This window comes from Tardiphaga sp. 20_F10_N6_6 (genome assembly GCF_052076045.1).
In the GTDB taxonomy this organism is placed as follows: Bacteria; Pseudomonadota; Alphaproteobacteria; order Rhizobiales; family Xanthobacteraceae; genus Tardiphaga; species Tardiphaga robiniae.
Genome location: NZ_CP197239.1, coordinates 2278765 through 2302290, shown reverse-complemented (window position 1 = coordinate 2302290; position 23526 = coordinate 2278765). Strand labels below are relative to the sequence as shown.

The following is a 23526-nucleotide window of genomic DNA, read 5'->3' as shown; positions in this document are numbered from 1 at the left end:
TGAACTTGTTTGCGACGCAATGCCGGTGTCTGACAGGGCGGATTAAGGCTATATTAACCATAGCAACGTGTTGGCTTCACTTGGCTTCTCAGAAACGTATTTGGGCGTGTTAATACTTTGTTCATGCACAGACTGAACGCCCGCGGGAGCCTGTTTTGAGCGGCCCGACCTTGGAACAGATCGCGAAAGGCGACGGCTTGGCGCTGTGCGCGGCTGGGTCGTGGACGGCGCGTTTTGCCCCCGCGCTCGAAAAACTTGTCGGTGAGGCCGAGAAGCTGACCGGTAGCCGCCCCAACATCTTCATCGACGTGTCGCAGGTCTCCAAGCTGGATACATTCGGCGCCTGGCTGATCGAGCGGTTGCGTCGGGCGCTGACCAATGGCGGCCACGAGGCGCAGATCGCGGGCCTGTCGGCGAATTACGCGACCCTGGTCGACGAGGTCCGCCGCGTGAAGCCTGCGGTCCCGTTACCGGCAAGCGGTAGCGCTCTGACTGCCGTGCTCGATGGCATCGGCCGCAATATCTATGGCATCGGGGAAACCCTCGTCGCGCTGGTCGATATGATTGGTGCCGTGATCGCGGCCTGGTTCCGCGTCTGGCGGCATCCGTCGAAATTCCGGCTCACCTCGGTGGTGCATCACCTGGAGCAGGTGTGCTGGAACGCAGTACCGATCGTGGTCCTGATTACCTTCCTGATCGGCTGTATCGTTGCCCAGCAGGGTCTGTTCCATTTTCGCCGCTTCGGTGCCGACGTCTTCGTGGTCGACATGCTCGGCGTGCTGGTGCTGCGCGAGCTTGGCGTGCTGCTGGTGGCGATCATGGTCGCCGGTCGTTCTGGCAGCGCCTATACCGCCGAGCTTGGTTCCATGAAGATGCGCGAGGAGATCGATGCGCTTCGCACCATGGGCTTCGATGCCATCGAAGTTCTGATCTTGCCACGCATGGTGGCGCTGGTACTGGCGCTGCCTATTCTCGCATTTCTCGGCGCTATGGCTGCGCTCTATGGCGGCGGTCTGGTCGCCTGGCTCTATGGGGGCGTCGATCCATCGTCATTCCTGTCGCGGCTGCGCGAGGCGATTTCGATCAACCACTTCATCGTCGGCATGGTGAAAGCGCCTGTGATGGCCATGGTGATCGGCATCGTGGCCTGCGTCGAAGGCCTTGCCGTGCAGGGCAGCGCGGAGTCGCTGGGGCAGCACACCACCTCGTCAGTGGTGAAGGGGATCTTCTTTGTGATCGTGATGGATGGCGTATTCGCGATCTTCTTCGCAACGATCGGGATCTGACGGCCATGACCTCGACGACTGCGATGCCCATTACTGAGACGCCGACGGCTGCCGCCTCCACCTCTGCCGATGCGATCATCAGCGTGCGCGATCTTACCGTGGCATTCGGCAGCCGTCGGGTGCTCGACGGCCTCAATCTCAATGTCACCCGCGGTGAGATCCTCGGTTTCGTCGGCGCGTCCGGCGCCGGCAAGTCCGTGCTGATGCGCACGATCATTGGCCTCGTGCCAAAGGTCTCCGGCACGATCGAAGTGTTCGGCACCGATCTCGACAGCGGCGACAAGGAACGCCGCGAAGTCGAGCGGCGTTGGGGTATCCTGTTTCAACACGGGGCGCTGTTCTCGTCGCTCAACGTGCGACAGAACATCCAGTTTCCGGTGCGCGAATATCTCAAGGTCTCGGAACGTCTGCTCGACGAGATCACCATGGCCAAGCTTACCATGGTCGGTCTCAAGCCGGAGGTCGCCGATCGCTATCCGTCGGAACTCTCGGGCGGCATGATCAAGCGCGTGGCGCTGGCGCGGGCGCTCGCGCTCGATCCGGAGATCGTGTTCCTGGACGAGCCGACGTCGGGTCTCGATCCGATCGGCGCTGGCGATTTCGACGAATTGGTGCGCACGCTGCAGCGAACTTTGGGGCTGACCGTTTTCATGGTAACTCATGATCTCGACAGCCTGCATACAGCCTGCGACCGGATCGCCGTTCTCGGTAATGGCAAGATCATCGCGCAGGGAACGATGGCCGACATGCTGGCCTCGCAGCATCCCTGGCTTCGGGAATATTTCCACGGCAAGCGCGCACGCGCTGTTATCGGCTAGTTGTACTGGAGTTGGTTTGATGGAAACGCGGGCGAACTTCGTCCTGATCGGAATTTTCACGCTGGCGGTGATCGCCGCAGCGTTCGGCTTCGTGTTGTGGTTCCAGAATCTGCATTCGACCACGCAGCGCACGCCGCTGCGCATCATCTTCGAAGGCGCGGCGTCCGGGTTGCGCAACGGCGGCAACGTCAACTTCAATGGTATCCGGGTCGGTGAAGTCGTCTCGGTGAAGCTCGACAATCCCAAGCGCGTCGTTGCGCTGGCGATGGTCGAGAATATCGCGCCCATTCGCAAGGACACGCAGGTCGGCCTGGAATTTCAGGGGCTCACCGGTGTAGCTGCGATCGCGCTGAAGGGCGGCGATGAAGCTGCGCCCGCGGTCCCGCTGGATACCGACGGCGTGCCGGTGCTGACGGCCGATCCGGAGCTGCTGCGGGATATCTCTGAATCGATCCGGGCAACGCTGAACAACGTCAATCGTCTGGTCGCCGATAATCAGGATACTCTCAAGGGTGCCATGAAGAATGTCGAAACCTTCACGGCGACGCTGGCGAAAAATTCCGAAGTGATCGACGGCATCATGCTGAAGATCGACAGCGTGATGGGCAAGGCCGACGGTGTCATGGGCAAGGCTGACAGCGTTGTCGCGCGGACCGACAACATCCTGCTCGGCCTGGATGCGCTCGCGGGGGGCAAGGACGGCGGTGAGCTGACTGCGGCCGTGAAGTCGTTCCATGAACTGACCGAGAACCTCGACAAGCGTTCCGGTGCATTGATGCTCGATGGCCGTCGTACCCTCGCGGATATCAGCCGTGCCGTGAACAATCTTGACCGCAACCCGACGCGTCTGTTGTTTGGCGCCAGCAGCGGCACACCCGCGGCTGCACCTGCTCCGGCCGCGCCGCCGGCACCCGCTGCTCCGCCGCGTCGTCGCCAGCAGGCTCAATAGACACCAGTCCCGATATACATGGAGAGCGCTGATGGAGACCCAAGATAGCTTCACCATCAGCAATGGCCGCGTCACGGCGACGATCAAGGCCGCTGGTGCCGAACTCTGCTCATTGAAGGATGCGCATGGGCATGAGGTGCTCTGGCAGGCCGGCGAGGAATGGCCTCGCCACGCGCCGCTGCTGTTTCCGATTGTCGGTAAGCTAAAGGACGATGTGCTGCGCCATCGCGGCCAGGTCTATGCAATGACCCAACACGGTTTTGCGCGCGACCAGCGCTTCAGCTGGACAGGGCAGGGACCTGCGTCCTGTGCGCTGTCGCTGGCGGACAATGACGCCAGCCGGGCGAAATATCCGTTCGCGTTTCGGCTTGACGTCACCTATGTGATCGAGGGCGATGAACTGGTGATCGGTTATGCCGTCACCAACACTGGCGACGAGATGCTACCGGCCTCGATCGGCGCGCATCCGGCATTTCACTGGCCGCTGACGGACGGCGCCGACAAGCGCACGCATACGATCATCTTCTCCGATGCTGAACCGGCGCCGATCAGACGGCTCGAGGGTGGACTGTTGCTGAGGGAGGCGGAACCGTCGCCGGTGCAGGGCGGCGCACTGGCGCTGTCGGAATCGCTGTTCGTCAAGGATGCTATGATCTTCGATCATCTCGCCAGCAGGTCGCTGAGCTATAGCGCGCCTGGCGGACCGACGATCACCTTCGCCTGGGAAGGCTTTCGCGAACTTGGTATCTGGTCGAAACCATCCGGCGCTGCATTCCTCTGCATCGAACCGTGGTACGGCTATGCCAGCCCGGTGGATTTTGACGGCGAGTTCGCCGACAAGCCGGGCGTGATGCATATCGCGGTGGGCGAGACACGCAGCTTCACCCAACGCATCGGGTTCGCATAAGGTAACTGTCGCGGCCCGTGATCCAGCAGACCGCTGCATCGAGGAGGTCCGTCATGTCGAGAACTGCGTCCTGTTCGTGCGGTCAGCTGTCCATCGTGCTCGAAGGCGAGCCGAGGGGCGTCGGTATATGCCACTGTTTCGCCTGCCAGCGCCGGACCGGCAGCGTCTTTGCCGCGCTCGCGGGCTTCGGGCCAAGTTACAATGTGAGCGGCATCGCGACCGAGTATGTCCGCACGGGGGATCAGGGCGCGCGCTTCCGATTCCGGTTCTGTCCCGTCTGTGGCACCAATCTCTTCCACACCGAAGAAGGATATGAAGCGCGTTCCGTAGCTGTGGCGGTCGGCTGCTTTGCTGATCCGGATTTTCCGCCTCCGGAGATCTCCGTCTATCATTGTCGGCGGCATGCCTGGGTGTCCTTGCCGTTCGGCGTCAACATTCACGACAAGGATCCCGCGTGATGACGGCACCGGCCTGGCCCCGCGTCTAGCGCTCCGGCACAACAGCAGGCTCAACAAAAAAGCGGAGGCATCGCTGCCTCCGCTTTTCGCGTTCGTATTTAATCTTGCTTAGCCCAGCCGACCTGCTGCATGCGCAAGCAGGGTGTAGACCAGGCCCGTTTCCGAGGTCAGATGGCTGCGCAGCGCTGCCGGACCGCGTTCATCGCGGGCGACTTCGTCAAGCAGGCGTTCGAACTCGGTGATGTAGCGATCCACCGTGCCCTTGAAGTTGCGGTCCGACCGATACTTGCGGGCGACTTCATCGAAAGCCTTCTGGCCGGCGGGCGTATAGAGCCGCTTGCTGAAGGCCTTGCTCTCGCCGCGCTGATAGCGATCCCACATTTCGGCAGCCAGTGTCCGATCCATCAGGCGGCCGATATCGAGCGACAGCGACTCCAGCGGATTGGCCGAGGCTACAGGCTGCTGCGGAGCCGGTGCGCGGCGCGGCGGCGTGCGATCTTCTTCGACGTGATCGGCGCGGCCGAGCAGATCCGACAACCAGCCGTCACGGCCCTGGTCGGAGTTGGCCGGAGCGACCGACGGCGCTTCGGTGCGACGCGGCGCTGGGCCACCGATATCGGGCATCGGCAAGTTCGTTGCGCTACGGGCAGGCGGCTCCTCGCGGCGCGGGGCCGGACGCGGAGCCTCGTGGCGCGCTTCACTACGGCTGCTGGCGATCGCCATCGCCGGCTCCTCGTCACGCTGCACGCTGGTGGTGCGGCTGGTCGAGACCACGTCAAGGCCGCGGCCGTGGCGGGCAACGATGCGGTTCAGCTCGGCGAGCGCCTCTATCTGGTCGACGATCACCTTGCGCATCTGCGCAGTGCTCTCGGCGGCTTCCTGCGGCATGTCGAGAACGCCACGGCGCAGTTCGGTGCGGGTGCTCTCGAGCTCGTTGTGCATTTCGGCAGCCATCTGCTTCATGCTGGCGACCATCGACGAGAACTTGTCGGCCGACTGCTTGAACATGGCATCGGCTTCCTGCGTGCCCTGCTGGTAGATTTCGCTCATGGCTTGCGTTGTCGCGCGGCGTTCTTCTTCCGCGGCGGTGCGAACGGCTTCGAACTGCCGGCTGATCGCTGCCGAGCCCTGACCGGCGGTCTCTGCGACGACGCGGGCGATGTCGCGGGCACGCTCTTCAGCGGCTGCCAGCGATTCATCGAGCAGGCCGGTGAAGCGGGTGAGGCGCTGATCGAGATCGGTGGTGCGCAGATCGATGGTGGTGACCAGCGATTCCAGCGCCGCCTTGCGTTCGCCGACCGACGACATCGTGGTGCGGTTGCTCTGTTCGACCAGAGCCGCGGCATCCACGAGGGCATGGCCATGGGTTTCGAACTGGCCCGAGAGTGAGCCGAGATCTTCCAGGGCCTTGGAGGTCTTGGAGGTGAACACGGTGAGCTGTTCTTCCAGCGTCTGGGTAGCCAGGCCGTTGCGCGACGTCACGTCGTTCATGGTGGACACGAAGTCCGCCACGCGGGTGACCAGAGCGCGCTCCAGCGAGTTGAGATTGTCGTGGGCGCCGGTGAGGACTTCCTGCAGCAGGATGTTGCCTTCACGCAGGCGTTCGAACAGCGCCACGGTATCGGTGCGCAGGATCTTGCTGGTTTCCTGCATCTCCGTGACCGCAGTGATCGAGACTTGACGCGACTGCTCGATGGCGGTGCGCGAGCTCTGCTCGAGATCCTTCAGCGACTTGTTGACCGCACCGGTGGCGAGTTCGCCAGCCGTGGTGATCGCGCGAGCCACGTCCGTGCTGTTGGTGACCATGGTCTGCGAGAAGGTCTGGCCGCGGCTCTCGATCGCCTTGAGCGCGTCGGCGGTGACGCGATCGATATCGACCGTGAGCTGATTGGCCTTGGCGCCCAGCGCATCGACCAGCGAACCGCGCTTGGCGTCGACCATCTGCGACAGACGGTCGGTCTGCTGCTGCACATAGGTGACGATTTCGTCGGTCTTGCCGGTCATCGTGGTGCCGAAGCTGCCCGAAGCGGCGAACACCGACCGCTCGATCTCCGACGAGGTGGTCTTGATCTTGGTGGTGATCTCGTTCGAGGCGGCGACCAGCGAGTTGTGCGCATTCTGCGCACTGGTCTGGATGTTGTCGGTGGTGTTGGCAGTGACGTTCGAGAGCGAACGCTCGATGTCGGCGGAGATCACCTTGATCTGGTTCGCGGCATCCGCCGAGGAGGTTGCCAGCGAGGTCTGCACTTCGCGAGCGCTCGAGAGAATCGCAGCCGCCGTATCGGCGCCGACCGCGGTGAGTGTGCGCTGCACGTCGATGGAGAGCGACTTCACGTGGCTTGATGCCTCGGAAGATGCTGTGACCAGCGTGCTCTGGGCTTCGCGGGCGCCGGCGACGATCGACTCGGCAGTTGCGGTGCCGGCGGTGGTCAGGCTGCGCTCCATGTCGGCCGCGAGGTTGCGGACATGGTTCGACGCTTCGGTCGAGGCGTCGATCAGCGAGGACTGGACGTTGCGCGTGCTGGCCAGGATCGAATCCGCGCTGGCGGTGCCGGCGGCGATCAGTGTGCGCTCCACGTCGGCCGCAAGGGTGCGGACCTGCTGCGAGGCGTCTGTCGATGCGGCGACCAGCGTGCTCTGCGCGGCGCGGGCGCCGGACAGGACCGAGTCGGCCGTCGCCGTGCCTGCGGCAGTGAGTGTGCGTTCGATATCGGCCGAGAGCGACTGGATCTGGCTGGCAACTTCCGAAGAGGTGGCGACCAGGGTCGACTGGGCGTCGCGGGCACCCGACAGCATCGAGGCTGCGGTGGCGGAGCCGGCCGCGGTGAGGGTGCGCTCGACATCGGCCGACAGTGACTTCACCTGTAGCGAGGCTTCCGAAGACGCATTGACCAGCGTGGCCTGCGCATCGCGGGCACTGTTGACGATGGCCGTGGCGGCAGTGGTGCCGACAGCGGTCAGCGAGTTCTCGATATCGGACGCCGTCAGCTTGAGCTGCGCGCCGACATCGGTCGAGACCGACACGAGGGATTCCTGCGCGGCGCGGGCGCCGGCCTGAATGGTCTCGCTCGTATTGACCATGAGATGCGTGAGCGAACGCTCGGCGTCCTCGACATTGGTCTTGATGCCGATCGAGAGTTCTTCGGCGCGGGCCATGAGCGAGTCGCTGGCCGTGCGGCCGGAGGTTTCGATGCGGCCGGCAACGGCTTCGATGCGCGAGCCGAGCAGTTCCTCGAACTGTTCGACGCGGGTTTCGATCCCGCCGGCAACAATGCCGATACGACCTTCCATGCCTTCGTGGATCGTCTGGAAGCGCGCCGTGATGGTATCCGCGAACTGTGTGCTGCGGCTGTCGATGGCATCGGTGACGTTGTTGATGCGGCTGTCGATGGCCGTGATCGCCTGCGTCGTGCCTTCGGTGAGCGAGCTCGTGAAGTAGGAAAGGCGGTCGTCGATGGAGTGGATCGCCTGCACGGCGCCTTCCGTGAGGGCGGTGGTCAGGTGGGTCAGGCGGCCGTCGACCGAGCTGACTGCGAGATTCGCGCCTTCGGTCAGGGCGGTGGTCAGATGCGTCAGGCGCGCGTCGACCGACTGGACGGCCTGATTGGCACCTTCCGAGAGCGTCGATGCGAGGTTCTCAAGGCGCGTATCGATGGTCGCGGTGACCGACTGCGCGCGCGCGTCAAACGTTTCTTCAAGGCTCTTGAGACGTCCATCGACGGTCTCGTCGAACGACTTGATCCTGGTGTCGAGCGACGCATCGAGATTGACGACGCGGCCTTCGAATTTGGTCTCGAATTCTGCGAGGCGGGTGTCGAGCGACGACGTGATGCCACCGACATTGGACGCGACGCGGGTGTCGAAATTATCGACATAGGTCTTCAGCGTTTCCGAGATGTCCTGCGTACGCTGACCCAGGCGATCGACGACTTCGCCGCCGAAGGTCTTCACGGTGCGGTCGAATTCCGAGATGTGCTTGGTGATCAGTGCGCCCAGCGTACCGCTGTCGCGCGAGAAGCGCTCGGCCAGCTCAGAGCCCTGTTCCTTCACCAGTTCGTCGAAGGCGTTCATCTGCAGGCTGAGGGTGTCGTGCGCGGTTTCGGTCTGGCTCGCGACCTTGGCGACCAGTGCGTTGACGGTGGCGTCGAGGGACTCGCCCGCCTTGTCACCTGACGTGAGGATCTGGTTGGCCAGGCGGTTGCCGGCATCGTCGATCTTGCTGACGAGGTCGCCACTGCGCAGCTCGAGTTCGAGCAGCAAGCTATCGCTGGAATTCTTCAGCGAGTCGTGGACCTGCTCGGTGCGATCCGACACGCGATCGACGATGGTCGAGGAGCGCTGTTCGAATTCGCTGGTGATGCGGTCGATACGCTCGTTGAGCATTTCGTGGACGCGGTCTGCCAGATCGACGAACTCGTCGTGTACGTGGCCGGTCTTGAAGTTGAGGCTCGTCGTCAGACGCTCGCTGGCGTCGAGCACCGCGCGGGTGGTCTCGGCACTGGCCTCTTCGAGGCGGTCGAGCAGGTCACCACCACGCTCGCCGAGCGCGAGGATCATGTTGTCGCCGGCATTGCCGAGCGCGCGGGTGATGTGTTCGCCGCGCTCTTCGAGGGCGCCGGTGATGCTCTTGGCGACTTCATCGACGCGTGATGCGATGGCGTCCGAAATCAGTGCGATGTCGTGGCGGAGATCGATCTGCACGCCCGAAATGGCGGAGCGAACCTGCTCGGCCTGACCGACCAGGTTGTCGCGCTGATGCGCGATGTCCTGCAGCAGCGCGCGGATGCGGACTTCGTTGTCAGAGTAAGCGCGCTCGAGCGCGGAAACTTCGTTGGCGACGAGGGTTTCGAGTTCGCCGGCACGCGCAATCGCGCGCTCGACGCCGTCGCCCATCGCGGCGACTTCGCGGCGGATCGCCTGGCCGACCGTGACCATCGAGTCGCTGGCCGTGCTTTCGGGCTCGGAGAAGCGGATCGCAACCTGTGCCATCGACTGGGCGATCAGGCGCATTTCCTGGCCGCGCCAGGCGAGGCTGGCGAGGAAGTAAAACAGCAAAATCGGAGCGAACAGCAGCGCAGCAAGGCCAGCCAGCGCCAGCGTGCCGCCGGAACCCTGACCGATCAGGGCCTGCAGCGACGGCAGGAACGCAACGGTCAACAGGCCTGCGCCGACGATCCACAAGCCGGCGAACAGGGTGGCGAGTGTATAGACGTTGCGGGCGGGGCGATTCTTCTGCAGCGCCTGCAGGATCTGGCCGATAGTTTCGCGGTCATCGTTCGCGGGACGGCGCGCAAAGCGCTGATCGTCCTGCGCTTCGAAGCTCGGGCGATCATTGGCGATGCGTGCGTCGAAGGCGTTGTCGTCGAGGTCAACGGCGGGCGATGAATTGATGGGAGCGTTGTCGGCACGGATCGCGGGTTGATCGCGATCGACATGCGCGGGGTCACTGATGTTGAGAGCTTCCTGGATGGCAGAGAGCGCGACTTCGGTCGGATCCTTGGCCTTTTTGGTGTTGTTTGCCATGCTCGTTCCACGCCCCCTGATTACGCAACTGACACAGAAGTCCCCACGATTCGTTCCCGCCTGCAGCATGGCAACTGGCCATGTGCACCCCGCGGGACGAATTTCGGACTGCCGGTCGCTCGGCTTGTCCGCTACTTCCGCAAACATCCTATTGGCTTGGTCGCGCGAATGAAATGGTTCTGGTTAAGACATTCTTAATGATAGTTAACGGCTTCCCCCGGTAACTTCTTGTGGCGCCTCAAATAAACGGAATGGCCCCTCAATCGTGGCGAGTTTGCGTCAAAACTGCGTCAACCCAGCGGATTGTACCTAGAACGTTCCGTTAACCAATTCCGTGTTTGGCTGCAAAAAATCGCGGCCGGATCGTTCGGTTGGCGGGAATTTGGGCCATCATCAATGCCGCTTCACCTCGAACGGGTTCAATGGATGCCGTCACCGCCGCTGGTTCCCGACGACGGACCGATCGATTTCCCCCACCTTCAACGTATGACGATGGGCGATAGCAGCCTGGAACGTGAAGTTCTGGCGATGTTCGCGGCCCAGTCGAGCGAGTTGATCGAGAAGATCGTCAAAATGCCGGCGGATGCGGCTGAACTCACGCACAAGCTGAAGGGCTCCGCGCAGGCGGTCGGCGCGTTCCGCATCACGGAAGCCGCCGAATGGCTGGAAACTACGCTGCGCGACAGCAGCGATACCGCGGAGGCCCTGATGACGCTCACCGACGCCGTTCTCGAGGCGCGGGCGGAGATCGACGTCCTTCTGAAACGGTCCTGATCCCAAAGGGACCGTTTTTAATCCCCCAAAAGGGGTCATGCTTGGCCCTGCTTTTCTAGATGACGGTTTTGCTGCGGAGCGCTGGCGCGATCCGGATCGACCCGTTATAGGACAGCCGGTATCTTCCTTTCGGCAGCGCGAGCATCATGGCCAAGATAAACTTTGTCGATCACTCCGGTGAGACCCGCAGCATTGACGCCGAGATCGGCTCCACGGTGATGGAGGCGGCCATTCGCAATGCCATCCCGGGTATCGAAGCCGAATGTGGCGGCGCCTGCGCCTGTGCCACCTGCCACGTCTATGTCGACGAAGCCTGGCAGGAGCGCGTCGGTGCGCCGACGCCGATGGAAGAGGACATGCTGGACTTCGGTTACGACATCAAGCCGAACTCCCGGCTGTCGTGCCAGATCAAGATCACCGATGCGCTCGATGGGCTTGTCGTGATCACGCCGGAACGCCAGGCCTGAGCTTCCCAAGACTTGTTCTGAGCTTTCCAAGCCTTGTTATCTACTGCGCGTTCAAGCCGCGCAGCATCCATGGCTGAAACCGGTCGACGACGTCGGGCGGGATCGGCGTTGGTTGACGGCTGGTGAGGCCAACCATCACGGTCGTTGCGATCGCCGAGGCCATGCACTTGCCTTCCGAAAACACGACCTGCGAATAGGTCACCGAGGTCCGGCCGATCTTGGTGACGCCGAGCCCGAGTTCGATCTTGCCGGGCCAGTGCAATTCGGCGCGAAAGTGAATATCGAGCCGCGCCAGCACCCAGCTTTGCCCCGGCGCGATCAGCCCGCATGCCGGGTCCCGCATCAGCAACACGCGGCTGGTTTCGAAATAGCTCGAATACACCGCGTTGTTGACGTGGTTGTTCGGATCGAGATCCGCAAAGCGCACATTGTCCGACAGGCGATAGGGATAGTCGTCGAGGACGGGCGCCGGGGCGCGGGCAGGGGCGTTCACGAAATTGATCTCCAGCAATGCTTGGCAGGTTTGCGCCTGTTACAGCGCAGTTGCACAGCCCAGGCAAGGGCGGGGCACATGCTGATTTCAGGCCGAGCCGCTGTGGCTTTCCCCGTGTGGCGCCGCTAGGCTGGACGCAATTGCCGGATGGCGCCGGGCTCTGCGATCTCGCAGGGCTGGTTCAACCGAGAAAAAACACTATGGGCGAAACGATCAAGACGGACGTGCTGATCATCGGCGCCGGCCCCTGCGGACTGTTCGCCGTTTTTGAACTTGGTCTGCTCGATATGAAGGTCCACCTCGTCGATATCTTGGACAAGATCGGTGGCCAATGCGCCGAGCTCTATCCTGAAAAACCGATCTACGACATTCCTGCGATTCCGCTGGTCACCGGTCAGGGGCTGACCGAAGCACTGCTGGAGCAGATCAAGCCGTTCCATCCGACCTTTCATCTGAATGAAATGATCGAGACCATCGAGAAGATCGGCGATCCCTTGTTTCGTGTCACGACGGATGCCGGCCAGGTGTTCGAAACCAAGGTGGTGGTGATCTCCGCCGGTGGCGGCTCGTTCCAGCCGAAGCGTCCGCCGGTGCCGGGCATCGAGGCCTATGAAGGCACGTCGGTGTTCTACGCGGTGCGCAAGATGGAGCAATTCCGCGACAAGGATCTGCTGATTGTCGGCGGCGGCGATAGTGCGCTGGACTGGACGCTCAACCTGCATCCGGTCGCGCGGCGCGTCACGCTGTTGCATCGGCGCGATGATTTTCGTGCTGCGCCTCACAGCGTCGAGCAGATGCGCAAGCTCGTGGCAGCCGGTCAGATGGACCTGCAGATCGGTCAGGTCACAGCGCTCGAAGGCGAGGGAGGCCATCTCACTGGGGCTGTCATCAAGGGCAATGACAACGAAAGTGTCCGGATCGACTGCAATACGATCCTGCCGTTCTTCGGCCTGACCATGAAGCTCGGTCCGGTCGCCAATTGGGGCGTCACGCTGGAGAACAACCTGATCCCGGTGGAGACGGCGTCGTTCGAGACCAACGTGCCCGGCATCTTCGCCATTGGAGATATCAATACGTATCCCGGCAAGCTGAAGCTCATCCTGTCCGGCTTCCACGAGGGCGCGCTGATGGCGCAGAAGGCGTATCACTACGTCTATCCGGACAAGCGGCTGGTGTTTCAATACACGACGTCCTCCTCCAGCCTGCAGAAGAAGCTCGGCGTTAACTAACTTCGGGTAGTTTTTGGAATCATCTTGTATGACGGAGATGCAAAGGCGGTTCGGATCGCCGGTAACCGCGTCGGGTTCGGTGGGGCAGCTTGTGGCAAAGCTGTGGCCGCTGACACAATCGGACATCCGGCGCGCGATCGGCAATCTTGCAAAAGCCATCAACCGCAGTCACTCTCTCGTCGCGGAAGATTGATAGTCTATGCAATCGGATCGAGTGCGGATACTCGGCGGATGCCTGGACGACGAACTGCACTGGGGAAGGCGATGGCACAACTTCGATCCCGACGTCTGGCGCTCACAGTCGCCTCAGGTCTGGCCGCATGCGCGATGTTCGCAGGCCCTCTCCACGCAGCCGAACCGACTGCTGCCGGGCTTTGGCAGAAGGTTGAGAATAACAAGCCTGTCGTCTGGGTTCTGGTGGTTGACCATGGCGGCGGCGTATTCGAAGGCGCGATCGCCAAGACGTTTCCGAGCCCCGATGACAAGCCGGGCGACGACTTCTGCGGCAAGTGCGTCGATGACCGGAAGGGCCAGCCAGTGCTGGGGATCTCATTCATCCGCAACATGCAGCAGCAGGGACTGAAATACGAGAACGGCAACATTCTCGATCCGCGCGACGGCAAGGTCTACAAGGCCAAGATGAGCGTCAGCGCCGATGGTCGAGCGCTCACCGTGCGTGGCTATTGGGGCATTGCGCTGCTCGGCAAGGACGAGACCTGGTACCGTCTGCCCGACACCGAAATGGCCTCGCTCGATCCAACCGTGATCGCGAAATATGTGCCGACCCTCGCGGCAGCAGCCGTGAAGCCGCCAACCGTCGGTAATGCCGCCGCGAAGGCCCCCGTCGCGCCGATGAAGAAGGCCAGCAACGTGACGCCGGGTAGCAACGTCGCGCGCTGATCGCCGCCAACTTGATCGTGGCTCCCCCACAAGCGAAGACTGTCCAACACCCCACATTCTGGAAGCCGACGCCATGGCGCGTCGGCCATTTCGTTGCCAATTCAATCGTGGCGCGCCAGCTTCCAACGTTGCTTGTCGGCTCTCTCCGGACGTCATTCATTTGAATACCGGATCATAGAAATATAATTCCACGTCTGTTCTTCGCGGCCCGTCGATCGATATCGTGCATCGATTCAATGACAATGGCTGCTGAAGGAGCCCATCACGATGATCGTTGCGCATTACGAGCATCGCTTGCCCGCCGACTATGATCTTGGCTTGATCCGCTCACGCGCACAGGAGCGTGGGCCGCTCTGGGATGCAAAGCCGGAGCTTTATTTCAAGGGATTTCTCTTGCGAGAGAGCGGGCGCTTCGGTGCAACGACGTCTAGCTATTCCTCGCTTTATCTGTGGCGACACGACGAGGCGTTTCGCGATTTTCTCGTGAACGGCGGTTACAAGATCGTCGTCGATATGTTCGGTCGGGCGCGGATCGAAACACGCGTTGCCCTCGATGCCCGCAAGGGGCGTAGCCTGAAAGCTCGCTTCGCCTATCGGCAAGATATCGCCATACCGCCCGACGCCGATCTTGAAACAACGATAAGAGGGGAGATCGAGCGCAACGCGGATCTCTCGGCGCGCGCCGGAATCGTTGCGGCCGTCATCGGATTGGATGCCGAGAAGTGGGTCTTCACCCGCGTCCTGCTCTCGGAGAATGAATGCACCGATGCCGGCACTTGCTACCAGATCCTGCATCTGGCGCAGCCGCTGCTGGATCGCCTTCCGTACGCTACCTAGCTCGTATGCGCGCGGTGTTCGCGGAACGCAGCCGCGAGGGTTCGCAGCGCTTGGCGAGACTGCATATCCGACAGTGTCGAGAGAAGTACGATTTCCGACGACGCCAGCGGTGGCAGGCCAAACTTCTGGCTGACTTCGATGGTGCCGGCCGGTGCAAGCCGGCAGGAGAAGACCGCGGTGGCAAGACCCGCCGAGACAGCGTCCGATACGACTGAAGAGCCGCCACCGAGAAACACCTCCGTCCATGCGATGCCAGCCGCGTCCAGCGCATGAATGGCAACGTCGTGCACGCCACATACTGGCGTTAGCGCCGCCAGTCGCAATGCCTCGCCCGGCCGGTGCACAAAGCCTGGTGCTGCGAACCAGCCGAAATGCTCGGGCGCAAGCACTTCGCCGTCGCGTCGGTCATCCTCACGCCGGACGATGGCCGCATCGATTTCGCCGCGGTCGAATGCGTCCAGCAAATTGCGTGAATTATCGAGGCGAACCTCGATCGTGAGCGTGGGGTCATGGGCATTCAGGCGAGCCAGCAGCGTCGGAACCTCCGGCCCGGCCACATGGGCCGCAATGCCGAGTGCGAAACGGCGACGGGTCGCAGACAAAGCTGCGACAGCGCGATCATGCGCGGCCAGGAAGTCGCGGGCTGAATCGACGAATAGCGCGCCTTGCGCCGAGAGGCGCACCATTCGCGGGGTTCGTTCGATCAATTTATGGCCGAGGCGGTCTTCCAGCCGCTTCAGCTTCACGCTGATCGCGCCCTGGGTCGTGCCAAGCGCTTCCGCCGCACGCGTGAAGCTCTGAAGATTGGCGATGGTCACGAATGCCTGCACGGCATCCACGTCCAGGGCGCTCATTTGAATTATCCAGATTTGTTGTCTCTGAAATAATCAATCATCCAATTCTGAAATGGTCAACCTCTGCCTATGTTGCGTTCATCACAACGCAGACCGGGTGGACCTCATCCTCTGTCGTCGGGCTTCACTGTGGCGCGTTATTATCCCGAAAGGCTTCCATGCTCTCCGAATCGACACGACAAAGCACATTGGCTTTGGCGGCTGCCTGTCTCACCTCCCTGATGTTCGGTCTGGAGATTTCCAGCATTCCCGCGGTCCTGCCGACACTGGAGCGGGTGCTTCATGCTGATTTCAAGCAGCTCCAATGGGTCATGAATGCGTATACGATCGCGGTGACGACGGTGCTGATGGCAACCGGCACGCTCGCGGATCGCTATGGGCGCAAGTGCGTCTATCTGATTGCGATCGTCGCGTTTGCCGCTGCATCGCTGCTTTGCGGCCTGACCGAAAATATATTGGTGCTGATCGTTGCCAGATTTCTCCAGGGCATGAGCGGCGGGGCGATGCTGATCTGCCAGGTCGCGGTGCTATCCCATCAATTTCCGGAAGGGCGGCAACGCGCCGTTGCATTCGGCTGGTGGGGGATCATCTTTGGCGTCGGTCTGGGCTTCGGCCCGATCATCGGTGGTGCGATCGTGGCTTTGTCGAGCTGGGAATGGGCCTTCCTCATCCATGTCCCGCTTGCGGTGATCGCCCTGATCCTCGCCGGGAACGGAGTTCGCGAGTCGCGCGATCCGGAGGCCAGCAGCCTCGATCTTGCAGGGATCATCACTCTTTCGCTTGCGGTCTTCTGCCTCGCATTCTTCATTACGCAAGGCCCGGATATCGGATTCGACAGCTGGACGGCGTTTGCGGTCGTCGGCGTGTTCGTTGCAAGCCTGATCGGCTTTGTCTTCGCCGAGCGTCTCAGCCCGAGACCGATGTTCGACTTCACCGTCTTCCGGATCCGTAATTTTTCCGGCGCCCTGGTCGGCTCGATGGCCATGAACTTCAGCTTCTGGCCGTTCATGATCTATCTGCCGATCTATTTCCAGGCAGGGTTGGGTTATGGCAGCGTCGGCGCCGGACTGTCGCTTCTGGCCTATACGTTGCCGACGCTGGTCGTGCCGCCGGTGGCCGAACGCCTCATGCTACGTTTCCATCCGGGTCTGGTCATCCCGCTCGGCCTGTTCACGATCGGAGCGGGGTTCTTCGCCATGAAGATCGGCAGCTCGGTCGCGCATGCGAGCTGGCTGACGATGCTGCCGGGATGCGTCCTTGCCGGCATCGGATTGGGTCTGACCAACACGCCCGTGACCAACACCACGACTGGATCGGTGCCGCAGGAACGCGCGGGCATGGCGTCAGGTATCGATATGAGTGCCCGCATGATTGCACTTGCCATCAATATCGCGCTCATGGGCCTCATTCTCGTCGAGGGGGTACGCGCGTCTTTGAAGTTTGCGCTGCCGAGCGGTATCAGTGTCGAGCTCTTACGCTCGCTGGCAGAAAGCGTCGCCGCCGGCACGGCGCTCGCGTCTGAATACCATCCCGGCGGAGCCGTCATTCAAGACGCCCTGACCCAAGGGTTCGGCTGGGTCCTGCTTTATGGCGGAATGAGCGTGTGGATTCTCGCGGGCATCAGCTTTGTTGTCTTCGGCCATGGACTGCCGAGACGCGCGCCCCACGGCCAAAGCTGTGTCGAAGGCGACGGTCGGGCGTAGTCCGGACCGACGAGGTCCTCGGTTCTGCCAGGACCTCGATGGATAGCTGAGCTGATCGCCCTATCGCGCGGCTGGCTGCAGCACCATCGGCGCCAGCGGCTCTTGCGTGACATCAGCTTCGGCGCCCAGCCGCAATACGCTCGCCGCTGCCGGCACGACGGCATCGGCCATCGCGGCGTGGCCTTCGCCGGTGGGATGGATCGCACCGCCATAGACGGCGGAGAGAATGCCCCAGGTCGCGTCATGGATATCGGCCGGCTGGATCGCCGCCGAATAGCCCTGCGGGTAGGTCATCGCCGCGAAGTAGCTGTCATTGGCGTCGCGGATCCAGCGGCCACGCGGCAAATAGGGGCGGAATTCGCTGGCGCCGCGACCGCACACCATTGGCTGCGCCGCCGCTTCGACGAGACTGCTCTCGAAGCTGTCGCCCTTGGGCGAGAAGCAGGCGCGGTCGAATTCGGGATCGGATGAGGAGCGTGCGCAGAAGCCGTGATTGGCGAAACTCGTCTGATGCTGATCGACGAAGGTCATGCGGTCGGCTTCGGGATTGCGGCACAGTACGCCGCCCTGGCACAGCGCGATGGACTTCAGTTGCGGCAGGAATTCGGACTCGACGAAATTCGCGACATTGGCCAGCCGCTGCGGATCGGCTGAGAATGACGGATGCACGTCGAAGCCGGCCGGGCCGCCGGGGCAGGGTGCGCCATTGGCGAAAGTCGGGTTGGCGTAAGCGGCAAACACCACGCGCGACATGTCTCCGCCGAGCAGCGGCTTCAGGGCTTCCCGCACCTTGCCGAAGCTGGAGGGCAGTTCGCGGACCAGCGCGCTGCGGGAGTCCTCGACCGAGCCTAGGATGCCGCCGCGCTTGAACAGCGCGCGTTCGGTGGCGTTCTCGACGATGACGTCGGCAACGAGCCCGGAGAAGTTGATGTCGTTGGCGCCGATCGACAGCAGCACGAGATCGAGCCGGCGAGCCGGCTGACGGCGCTTGGCGGCAGCGATGGCTTCGCGCAGTTCGGCGATCTGCGCGTTGACGCTGCCCGCACAGGTGCTCGCATTCTTCGTGGTGAGGCACTCACGCGCGCGCTGGCCACCCAGCAATCCTTCGGCGATGGTCGCGCCGGAACAGGCCAGCGGCAGATAGGTGACGGCGATGTGCGGATACTGCACGGCGAGCGCCAGCGCGGCGCGGGTCTGGTAGCTATAGAGCGAGCGGTGGCACGCGGCGTTGAACCACTGCGCGCCCGCGCGCTGCCAGGCCTGCAGCGACTCATAGGAGTCGCAGGAACGGCCGCCTTTGAAGCCGGCGCGGCTCGGCCGATAGAACTGCCCGCTGGGGCCGCCGAGATAAGAGCGGAAGCAGAAGCCGTCATCGGACAGCGCGACCGGACGATCGGGATTGCCTTCGCCCGATGCAATGGAATCGCCGAGGCCCGCAATCAGGATGTCGCGCACGGCGATGTCGGCGCTGACCCGCACAGGCGCCTCGGCGCCGCTGGTGACCTCCACGGCCGCGACCGTGCGGCGACCATAGATGGCGCGGAAATTGATCGGCTCGGCGCAGTCGAGGGTGGATTGACGCGGGCCTTCGCCGTCCTCGAAGGTCCAGGCGCAGATCGCACCGACCGGCACTTCGCCGGTGAGGCGGACGGTGATCGGGTGCTCGGTCGGCGTCAGGTAGCTTTCCTTGACGGTGTCACGGGTGCAGGGCTCGCTGACCTTTCCGGCCAGATCGATGCACAGCCGGTTGACGGTGTTGCGCGCCCAGCCGCGGCCATCGCTCTGCACGCCCAAAGCCTGTTCGGCACCCAGCACGCTGCGGTTGCGCATGGCGTCGACATGGAGCTGGAAGTCACGTTCTTCGCGGAACAGTCGAAAGCGGTTGCGCACTTCCCAGGAAATCTGGATCGAACTGTTGGCCACGCCCTGCGCGGCGGCCGGTTCAACCGGCAGCGCGCCCAGCATGCCGAGCAGCAAGGCGAAGTTGATCAATGAACGTCTGAAATAAATGGGGGCCATGGCGGTGTTGAACGTCACGTATGGGGCGGAAGTAAGAAATCGATTGGCCGGACGCGCGATGTGGCGCGCCCGCGACTGATTCAACCCTGTGACTGACGCTTCAATGGCTGCTCATGCACCACGACCGGGGCGGGCTCGGTCTCGCGACGTTCATTGCGGTCATCCAGGCGGCGCCTGTGCCATGGCTGGATGACACTGAGCCAGATTTCGCGGGTGCCCATGATGCAGATCGAGATGGCGAACGGGATCATGAAATACAGGATCCGGAACATGACCACAGTGGCGACCAGCTCCTCCTGGCGGAACTGCGGCAGCGCCACCAGCAAGGCTGCGTCGAACACGCCAAGGCTGCCCGGCGCATGGCTGGCGAAGCCCAGCAGGGTGGCCAGGATGAACACCACAGCCAGTGAGACGAAATCGATATAGGGCTGATCTGGCATCAGCAGATACATAGCCAGCGCGCAGAAGCCGAGATCGACAACGCCGATGGCGATCTGCAGCAGCGTCAACTGGGCGGAGGGCAGGACGACCTTCCAGCCGTTCTGACCGAGCTCGCGGCGTTGCTTGCCGATCGACAGCCAGATCAGATAGCCGATGATGCCGGCCAGACAGCCGAACCCGATCAGCCGATTGATGGCATTGGGCAGGAGATCGATGGCCGAGGCGGCCTGCGGATGCCAGACCATGCCGATGCCCAGCACGAACAGATTGCCAAGCCAGAAAGTCAGTCCGGAGATGAAGCAGATCTTGGCGACGTCAATGGCATTCAATCCGTAGTCCGAATAGATACGGAAGCGGATGGCGCCCCCTGTGAACACGGTGGCCCCGATATTGTGGCCGATGGTGTAGCTGGTGAAGCCCGACAGCGCCGCGATCCGATACGGCACATGTTTCTTGCCGATCGTTCTGAGCGCGAAGTAATCGTAGAAGGTGAGGGTGCAGAAGGCGCCGATCACGCACAGCGTCGCCATGGCGATTTGCATCGTCGATTTTGCGGCCATCGCCGCCAGGATCTTGGCGGTATCGAGGCCCTTCAGCGTATGCACCAGATGGGAGATGGCGAGGGCGATGACGATCAGGCTTGCGACAACACCCAGCCGTTTCCAGCCGACGTGTTGCTTGAAGCCGCGCCCGAGCGCGGTCAGCAATCGTTGCATTCGTCCTCCCGGCGGAGCGCGAACAGGTGGAAAGCCGATCGGGGTAACAGGCGGCAAGCGGCGACCAATTCACTCATACGCGAAGTTCACTCATCAAGCCCAAACCCTTACGGCAAAAACGTTTCGTTGTGCAGTCCTTGACAGCGCCAGCGTTAATACCGCGCCGCAAGGTCGCCACATACCCGCGCCGGCTGCAAAGCCCTGACCCTGCACGACAATCGCACAGACAATTCCGAGCCATTCGTCCCGCATTTCATATAGGCGGGCAAGTCGAATGTTCCATGCGGCAAATCAAGACGGTCCCGGAACACGTCCCAATATCGATGGTTACCGGCCTATCGCAACCGAGCGGGACAATGCGCCGCAGCGGCCACCCCGTTCCAGAACACCGGGATTGAAACGATGGGACTGTTCACCAAGGACATCAAGACGATGGATGACCTGTTTGTGCACCAGCTGCAGGACATTTATTACGCGGAGAAGCAGCTTCTGAAGGCGCTGCCGAAAATGGCTGACAAGGCTGCAGAACCACTGTTGAAGCAGGCTTTCAAGACGCATTTGCAAGAAACCGAAGTGCATGTGCAGCGGCTTGAGCAGGTCTTCGCCATGCACGGCGCCGAGGTGAAGGCGGTTACCTGCCCGGCAATCGACGGTATCATCAAGGAAGCCGACGAGACCGCCGGGGAAGTCGAGGACAAGAAGGTACTCGACGCCGCGCTGATCAATGCGGCTCAGGCCGCCGAGCACTACGAGATCGCGCGTTACGGCAGCCTGATCGCGTGGGCGCGCCAGCTTGGCCGCAACGATTGCGCGGCCGTGCTGCAGAAGACGCTCGATGAGGAAAAGACCACCGACAAGAAGCTGACGTCATTGGCCGAAGGCAAGGTCAATATGCGCGCCGCAAGCTGATCGCGGTACCAGCGATCACACGGCACAGAACAATCGCGCGGGCGAAAGCCTGCGCGATTTTTTTTGGGCTTCGCCTATGCCTTTCGCAGCGCAAAATGGGCGCCGCAGAACGCCATGACGCCGCCGAGGCCGAGGGCGGCAAGACTGGCCAGAACACCCGATGCCGTCGGTATAGCGTTGGGCGCCGAGGCCGCCTGACCGGCGCCGGCCAGAAACAGCACGCCAATGGTGATCAGAAACTGCCGCATGCGCTGCGGGATGCGACCGGATGCTGCGCTGTGCAGCAGGTTAGCGGTCACATAGCCGCCGACAAAGGCCATCGCCGCGATCAGCCACCAGGCGAAGGCGGATCCGATCGGCATGAAATTGTCGGGATCGTTGCGCCAGAGGCCACCGAGGTCGAGGCCGAATCGCTGGCCGAGCATGTGTACGGCCAGCGCCAGCAGCAATCCTGAAATCATCGCGCCGGCCAGAATCAGGCGGCGCGGAAAAGTGGTCGTCTCGGCCATGGCAAGCTTGTAAGGGACATGCAGGCGATCGCGCAAGCAAGCGAGATCGAACAGCGCAGGGGACTTCTGTTTGCTCAAGACCCTCTTCAGGCGCAGAGACGCATCGTCTGCCGCAGAAGCGGCAGGGCCGGGGCACACCTATGCCTACAAGGCCTCCCTGATTGGCGCCGCGCATCGTTATGAATTGACCGATGAAGGTTTGTTATGGCGCACAGGTCGTCGCTCTGGTGTCTGGGCCTATGCGGATATCGCGGCGATCCGGCTGTCCTATCGGCCGATGGGTATGCAGCACCGCCGCTTTCGCGCCGATATCGATCATGCCGACGGTCGTCACATCACGATCTTCTCGACGTCGAAACAAACCGTCGCGCTGATGGAGCCGCAGTCGGGCTTCAGCGCGTTTATCCTGGAGCTGCATCGCCGCCTCGCTGTGGCAGGTAGTCTGGCCAAGCTCAGCTCCGGCCTGCGACCAGGCATCTACACAATGATTGTCGCGGCACTGGCCTTTGTCGGTCTCGCAATGACCGCGCTGCTCCTGCGTGCACTGTTCACCGGGGAGTTTGCCGGCGTGGTCTTTATCATTGGCTTCGCAATATTCTTCGGCTGGCCGATCAGCGGCTTCATCCGCCGCAACAAGCCGCGCAACTACACATTCGACAGTGTGCCGGCCGAGCTGTTGTCGTAGAAATGGTTCCTCTGCAAGAAGCGCGCATCGCGCGCGCTTTTCCGCGGGAGTATGCATCGAAATTCTTGTTGCATTTAATCTGGCTGTAGCGCATTTATGATTATACTTTAGGTTGTATTTTCTTGTTGATCGTTGTTTTGAACTGGCCGGGGGGCAAAATGATAGTTCAAAAAATGGGACTTTTCGTGTGCTTTATATCAATCGGAGCCATGCTGGGGTGCACAGATTTCCGCGGAAGAATTGCTCCTCATTTCTCTATGGAGCAAGTCGTCGACAATGTGGAATGCGAGTTGCAGGAAGCCTTATCTAAGTACAAGGCAGATTATCCTTGGCTCCATCATTGGGCTGCAAGCTTCACCATTACGTTGAAGAGAGAAGATCGAGGCAGTTTCGGTCCGAAGGTTGATTATCTCAACCCTGATGTCTTCGGAATTGGTGCTTCCGGCGAATTTGTCATTGATGGAATCAAAACACTCACAACAAAGCGAACGCTGCTGTTAAGAGATCTGCCGCGGTACGTTTGCAAGAAGGAAGCGTTCGGCTCGATTATGACAGGCCGACTCGGACTAATTGAATCGCTTGGTGATTCGTTGCGGGAACGAGGATCGGACGATGTTATCGGGGTGGAGCCGGATGACCTCGGATATAGAATTGATTTTTCCATAAAGGCTGGAGGCGGCATTTCCCCATCGTGGATACTGACGCGCATTCCAGGTGCAGGCTTCAATATGGGGGCTTCAAGCGAGACGACCCATATACTCGATATTGCTTTTTCCGATGCAACTCCCAAGAGGCCTATGCTAGTCGAGGTGACAAATTTTCCTCGCGGTGGAGTAAGTGCACCCGCTTCGGACTATGTGCCGAAAGTACGTCAAGGACGTTCCGGTTCACCACCAGCAATCACTTACCGCGGCGGTGTTTCGCTCGACACCCGACAGAGACTAGACTCGACGTTGCAGCGTCTTCAATTGGAAACGCTATTGCCAAGACGGTGACATGTCGAGCAACTGAGTTTGCTTTTGACGGCACGACCAAAAGTGGTGAAAGAG

At 61.8% G+C, this 23526-nt stretch carries 20 protein-coding genes; 14 read left to right on the top strand and 6 right to left on the bottom strand.

All coding sequences use genetic code 11. The features are described 5' to 3' along the window. Window positions 1–155: 155 nt before the first annotated feature. Genes AB7813_RS11270 through AB7813_RS11250 form a run of 5 tightly spaced genes read left to right on the top strand, consistent with a single transcriptional unit; the run spans window position 156 to window position 4418 of the window. Complete coding sequence (locus AB7813_RS11270) at window positions 156–1286, top strand: ABC transporter permease (RefSeq protein ID WP_089265213.1); 1131 nt, start codon at window positions 156–158, stop codon at window positions 1284–1286. 23 nt (window positions 1287–1309) lie between these two features. Further along, the gene (locus AB7813_RS11265; protein ID WP_439064667.1) at window positions 1310–2104 is read left to right on the top strand and encodes an ABC transporter ATP-binding protein; all 795 of its coding nucleotides are present in this window, start codon (window positions 1310–1312) and stop codon (window positions 2102–2104) included. A gap of 19 nt (window positions 2105–2123) precedes the next feature. Beyond that, the gene (locus AB7813_RS11260; protein WP_315843093.1) at window positions 2124–3053 is read left to right on the top strand and encodes an MlaD family protein; all 930 of its coding nucleotides are present in this window, start codon (window positions 2124–2126) and stop codon (window positions 3051–3053) included. Between the two features lie 31 nt (window positions 3054–3084). After that, complete coding sequence (locus AB7813_RS11255) at window positions 3085–3960, top strand: aldose 1-epimerase family protein (protein WP_439064507.1); 876 nt, start codon at window positions 3085–3087, stop codon at window positions 3958–3960. Between the two features lie 53 nt (window positions 3961–4013). Further along, window positions 4014–4418 carry a GFA family protein gene (locus AB7813_RS11250; RefSeq protein WP_093756638.1) on the top strand — a complete coding sequence of 135 codons (405 nt, stop codon included), beginning with the start codon at window positions 4014–4016 and terminating at the stop codon, window positions 4416–4418. 108 nt (window positions 4419–4526) lie between these two features. On the opposite strand, the gene AB7813_RS11245 is transcribed toward AB7813_RS11250, so the two are convergent. Next, complete coding sequence (locus tag AB7813_RS11245) at window positions 4527–9941, bottom strand: hypothetical protein (protein ID WP_439083066.1); 5415 nt, start codon at window positions 9939–9941, stop codon at window positions 4527–4529. Window positions 9942–10337: 396 nt separating this feature from the next. On the opposite strand from AB7813_RS11245, the gene AB7813_RS11240 reads away from it, so the two are divergent. Continuing rightward, on the top strand, window positions 10338–10715 hold the full coding sequence (locus AB7813_RS11240) for an Hpt domain-containing protein (protein ID WP_093756636.1): 378 nt from the start codon (window positions 10338–10340) through the stop codon (window positions 10713–10715). Between the two features lie 146 nt (window positions 10716–10861). Further along, on the top strand, window positions 10862–11182 hold the full coding sequence (locus tag AB7813_RS11235) for a 2Fe-2S iron-sulfur cluster-binding protein (protein ID WP_089265206.1): 321 nt from the start codon (window positions 10862–10864) through the stop codon (window positions 11180–11182). A gap of 40 nt (window positions 11183–11222) precedes the next feature. On the opposite strand, the gene AB7813_RS11230 is transcribed toward AB7813_RS11235, so the two are convergent. Then, on the bottom strand, window positions 11223–11675 hold the full coding sequence (locus tag AB7813_RS11230; RefSeq protein WP_092147107.1) for an acyl-CoA thioesterase: 453 nt from the start codon (window positions 11673–11675) through the stop codon (window positions 11223–11225). A gap of 200 nt (window positions 11676–11875) precedes the next feature. Here AB7813_RS11230 and AB7813_RS11225 point away from each other — a divergent pair, with 200 nt between their 5' ends. The 3 genes from AB7813_RS11225 (at window position 11876) to AB7813_RS11215 (ending at window position 14641) form a co-directional block, all read left to right on the top strand. Beyond that, window positions 11876–12904: an NAD(P)/FAD-dependent oxidoreductase gene (locus AB7813_RS11225; RefSeq protein ID WP_089265205.1), complete on the top strand. Its 1029-nt coding sequence runs from the start codon at window positions 11876–11878 to the stop codon at window positions 12902–12904. A gap of 264 nt (window positions 12905–13168) precedes the next feature. Next, window positions 13169–13804: a DUF2147 domain-containing protein gene (locus AB7813_RS11220; RefSeq protein WP_120291400.1), complete on the top strand. Its 636-nt coding sequence runs from the start codon at window positions 13169–13171 to the stop codon at window positions 13802–13804. 267 nt (window positions 13805–14071) lie between these two features. Further along, on the top strand, window positions 14072–14641 hold the full coding sequence (locus AB7813_RS11215; protein WP_439083069.1) for a DUF4865 family protein: 570 nt from the start codon (window positions 14072–14074) through the stop codon (window positions 14639–14641). Here the strand turns inward: AB7813_RS11215 and AB7813_RS11210 are convergent. Next, entirely contained in the window at window positions 14638–15495 is an 858-nt protein-coding gene (locus AB7813_RS11210) for a LysR family transcriptional regulator (protein ID WP_068735591.1), read from the bottom strand. The genes AB7813_RS11215 and AB7813_RS11210 overlap by 4 nt on opposite strands. Before the next feature lie 158 nt (window positions 15496–15653). On the opposite strand from AB7813_RS11210, the gene AB7813_RS11205 reads away from it, so the two are divergent. Next, the gene (locus AB7813_RS11205; protein WP_439084209.1) at window positions 15654–17198 is read left to right on the top strand and encodes an MFS transporter; all 1545 of its coding nucleotides are present in this window, start codon (window positions 15654–15656) and stop codon (window positions 17196–17198) included. Between the two features lie 60 nt (window positions 17199–17258). Here the strand turns inward: AB7813_RS11205 and AB7813_RS11200 are convergent, their stop codons facing one another. Continuing rightward, a complete protein-coding gene (locus AB7813_RS11200; protein WP_439084210.1) occupies window positions 17259–19163 on the bottom strand; it encodes a hypothetical protein in 1905 nt (634 codons plus the stop codon). A gap of 134 nt (window positions 19164–19297) precedes the next feature. Next, window positions 19298–20374 carry a lysylphosphatidylglycerol synthase transmembrane domain-containing protein gene (locus tag AB7813_RS11195; RefSeq protein ID WP_175366570.1) on the bottom strand — a complete coding sequence of 359 codons (1077 nt, stop codon included), beginning with the start codon at window positions 20372–20374 and terminating at the stop codon, window positions 19298–19300. A gap of 402 nt (window positions 20375–20776) precedes the next feature. On the opposite strand from AB7813_RS11195, the gene AB7813_RS11190 reads away from it, so the two are divergent. After that, entirely contained in the window at window positions 20777–21283 is a 507-nt protein-coding gene (locus tag AB7813_RS11190) for a YciE/YciF ferroxidase family protein (protein ID WP_068735594.1), read from the top strand. Between the two features lie 74 nt (window positions 21284–21357). Here the strand turns inward: AB7813_RS11190 and AB7813_RS11185 are convergent, their stop codons facing one another. Continuing rightward, window positions 21358–21792, bottom strand: a complete 435-nt coding sequence (locus tag AB7813_RS11185; protein ID WP_089265199.1) for a hypothetical protein — start codon at window positions 21790–21792, stop codon at window positions 21358–21360. A 70-nt stretch (window positions 21793–21862) separates the two neighbouring features. On the opposite strand from AB7813_RS11185, the gene AB7813_RS11180 reads away from it, so the two are divergent. Both AB7813_RS11180 and AB7813_RS11175 read left to right on the top strand, forming a co-directional pair. After that, on the top strand, window positions 21863–22477 hold the full coding sequence (locus AB7813_RS11180; protein WP_439089145.1) for a hypothetical protein: 615 nt from the start codon (window positions 21863–21865) through the stop codon (window positions 22475–22477). Window positions 22478–22599: 122 nt separating this feature from the next. Then, on the top strand, window positions 22600–23472 hold the full coding sequence (locus AB7813_RS11175; protein WP_439064499.1) for a hypothetical protein: 873 nt from the start codon (window positions 22600–22602) through the stop codon (window positions 23470–23472). The last annotated feature ends 54 nt before the right edge of the window (window positions 23473–23526 follow it).

Excerpts from the sequence above, each read along its gene's own strand:
- AB7813_RS11265 (WP_439064667.1), top strand. The coding sequence starts at position 1,310 with ATGCCCATTACTGAGACGCCGACGGCTGCCGCCTCCACCTCTGCCGAT.
- AB7813_RS11260 (WP_315843093.1), top strand. The coding sequence starts at position 2,124 with ATGGAAACGCGGGCGAACTTCGTCCTGATCGGAATTTTCACGCTGGCG.
- AB7813_RS11255 (WP_439064507.1), top strand. The coding sequence starts at position 3,085 with ATGGAGACCCAAGATAGCTTCACCATCAGCAATGGCCGCGTCACGGCG.
- AB7813_RS11250 (WP_093756638.1), top strand. The coding sequence starts at position 4,014 with ATGTCGAGAACTGCGTCCTGTTCGTGCGGTCAGCTGTCCATCGTGCTC.
- AB7813_RS11245 (WP_439083066.1), bottom strand. The coding sequence starts at position 9,941 with ATGGCAAACAACACCAAAAAGGCCAAGGATCCGACCGAAGTCGCGCTC.
- AB7813_RS11240 (WP_093756636.1), top strand. The coding sequence starts at position 10,338 with ATGCCGCTTCACCTCGAACGGGTTCAATGGATGCCGTCACCGCCGCTG.
- AB7813_RS11235 (WP_089265206.1), top strand. The coding sequence starts at position 10,862 with ATGGCCAAGATAAACTTTGTCGATCACTCCGGTGAGACCCGCAGCATT.
- AB7813_RS11225 (WP_089265205.1), top strand. The coding sequence starts at position 11,876 with ATGGGCGAAACGATCAAGACGGACGTGCTGATCATCGGCGCCGGCCCC.
- AB7813_RS11220 (WP_120291400.1), top strand. The coding sequence starts at position 13,169 with ATGGCACAACTTCGATCCCGACGTCTGGCGCTCACAGTCGCCTCAGGT.
- AB7813_RS11215 (WP_439083069.1), top strand. The coding sequence starts at position 14,072 with ATGATCGTTGCGCATTACGAGCATCGCTTGCCCGCCGACTATGATCTT.
- AB7813_RS11210 (WP_068735591.1), bottom strand. The coding sequence starts at position 15,495 with ATGAGCGCCCTGGACGTGGATGCCGTGCAGGCATTCGTGACCATCGCC.
- AB7813_RS11205 (WP_439084209.1), top strand. The coding sequence starts at position 15,654 with ATGCTCTCCGAATCGACACGACAAAGCACATTGGCTTTGGCGGCTGCC.
- AB7813_RS11200 (WP_439084210.1), bottom strand. The coding sequence starts at position 19,163 with ATGCTGGGCGCGCTGCCGGTTGAACCGGCCGCCGCGCAGGGCGTGGCC.
- AB7813_RS11195 (WP_175366570.1), bottom strand. The coding sequence starts at position 20,374 with ATGCAACGATTGCTGACCGCGCTCGGGCGCGGCTTCAAGCAACACGTC.
- AB7813_RS11190 (WP_068735594.1), top strand. The coding sequence starts at position 20,777 with ATGGGACTGTTCACCAAGGACATCAAGACGATGGATGACCTGTTTGTG.
- AB7813_RS11185 (WP_089265199.1), bottom strand. The coding sequence starts at position 21,792 with ATGGCCGAGACGACCACTTTTCCGCGCCGCCTGATTCTGGCCGGCGCG.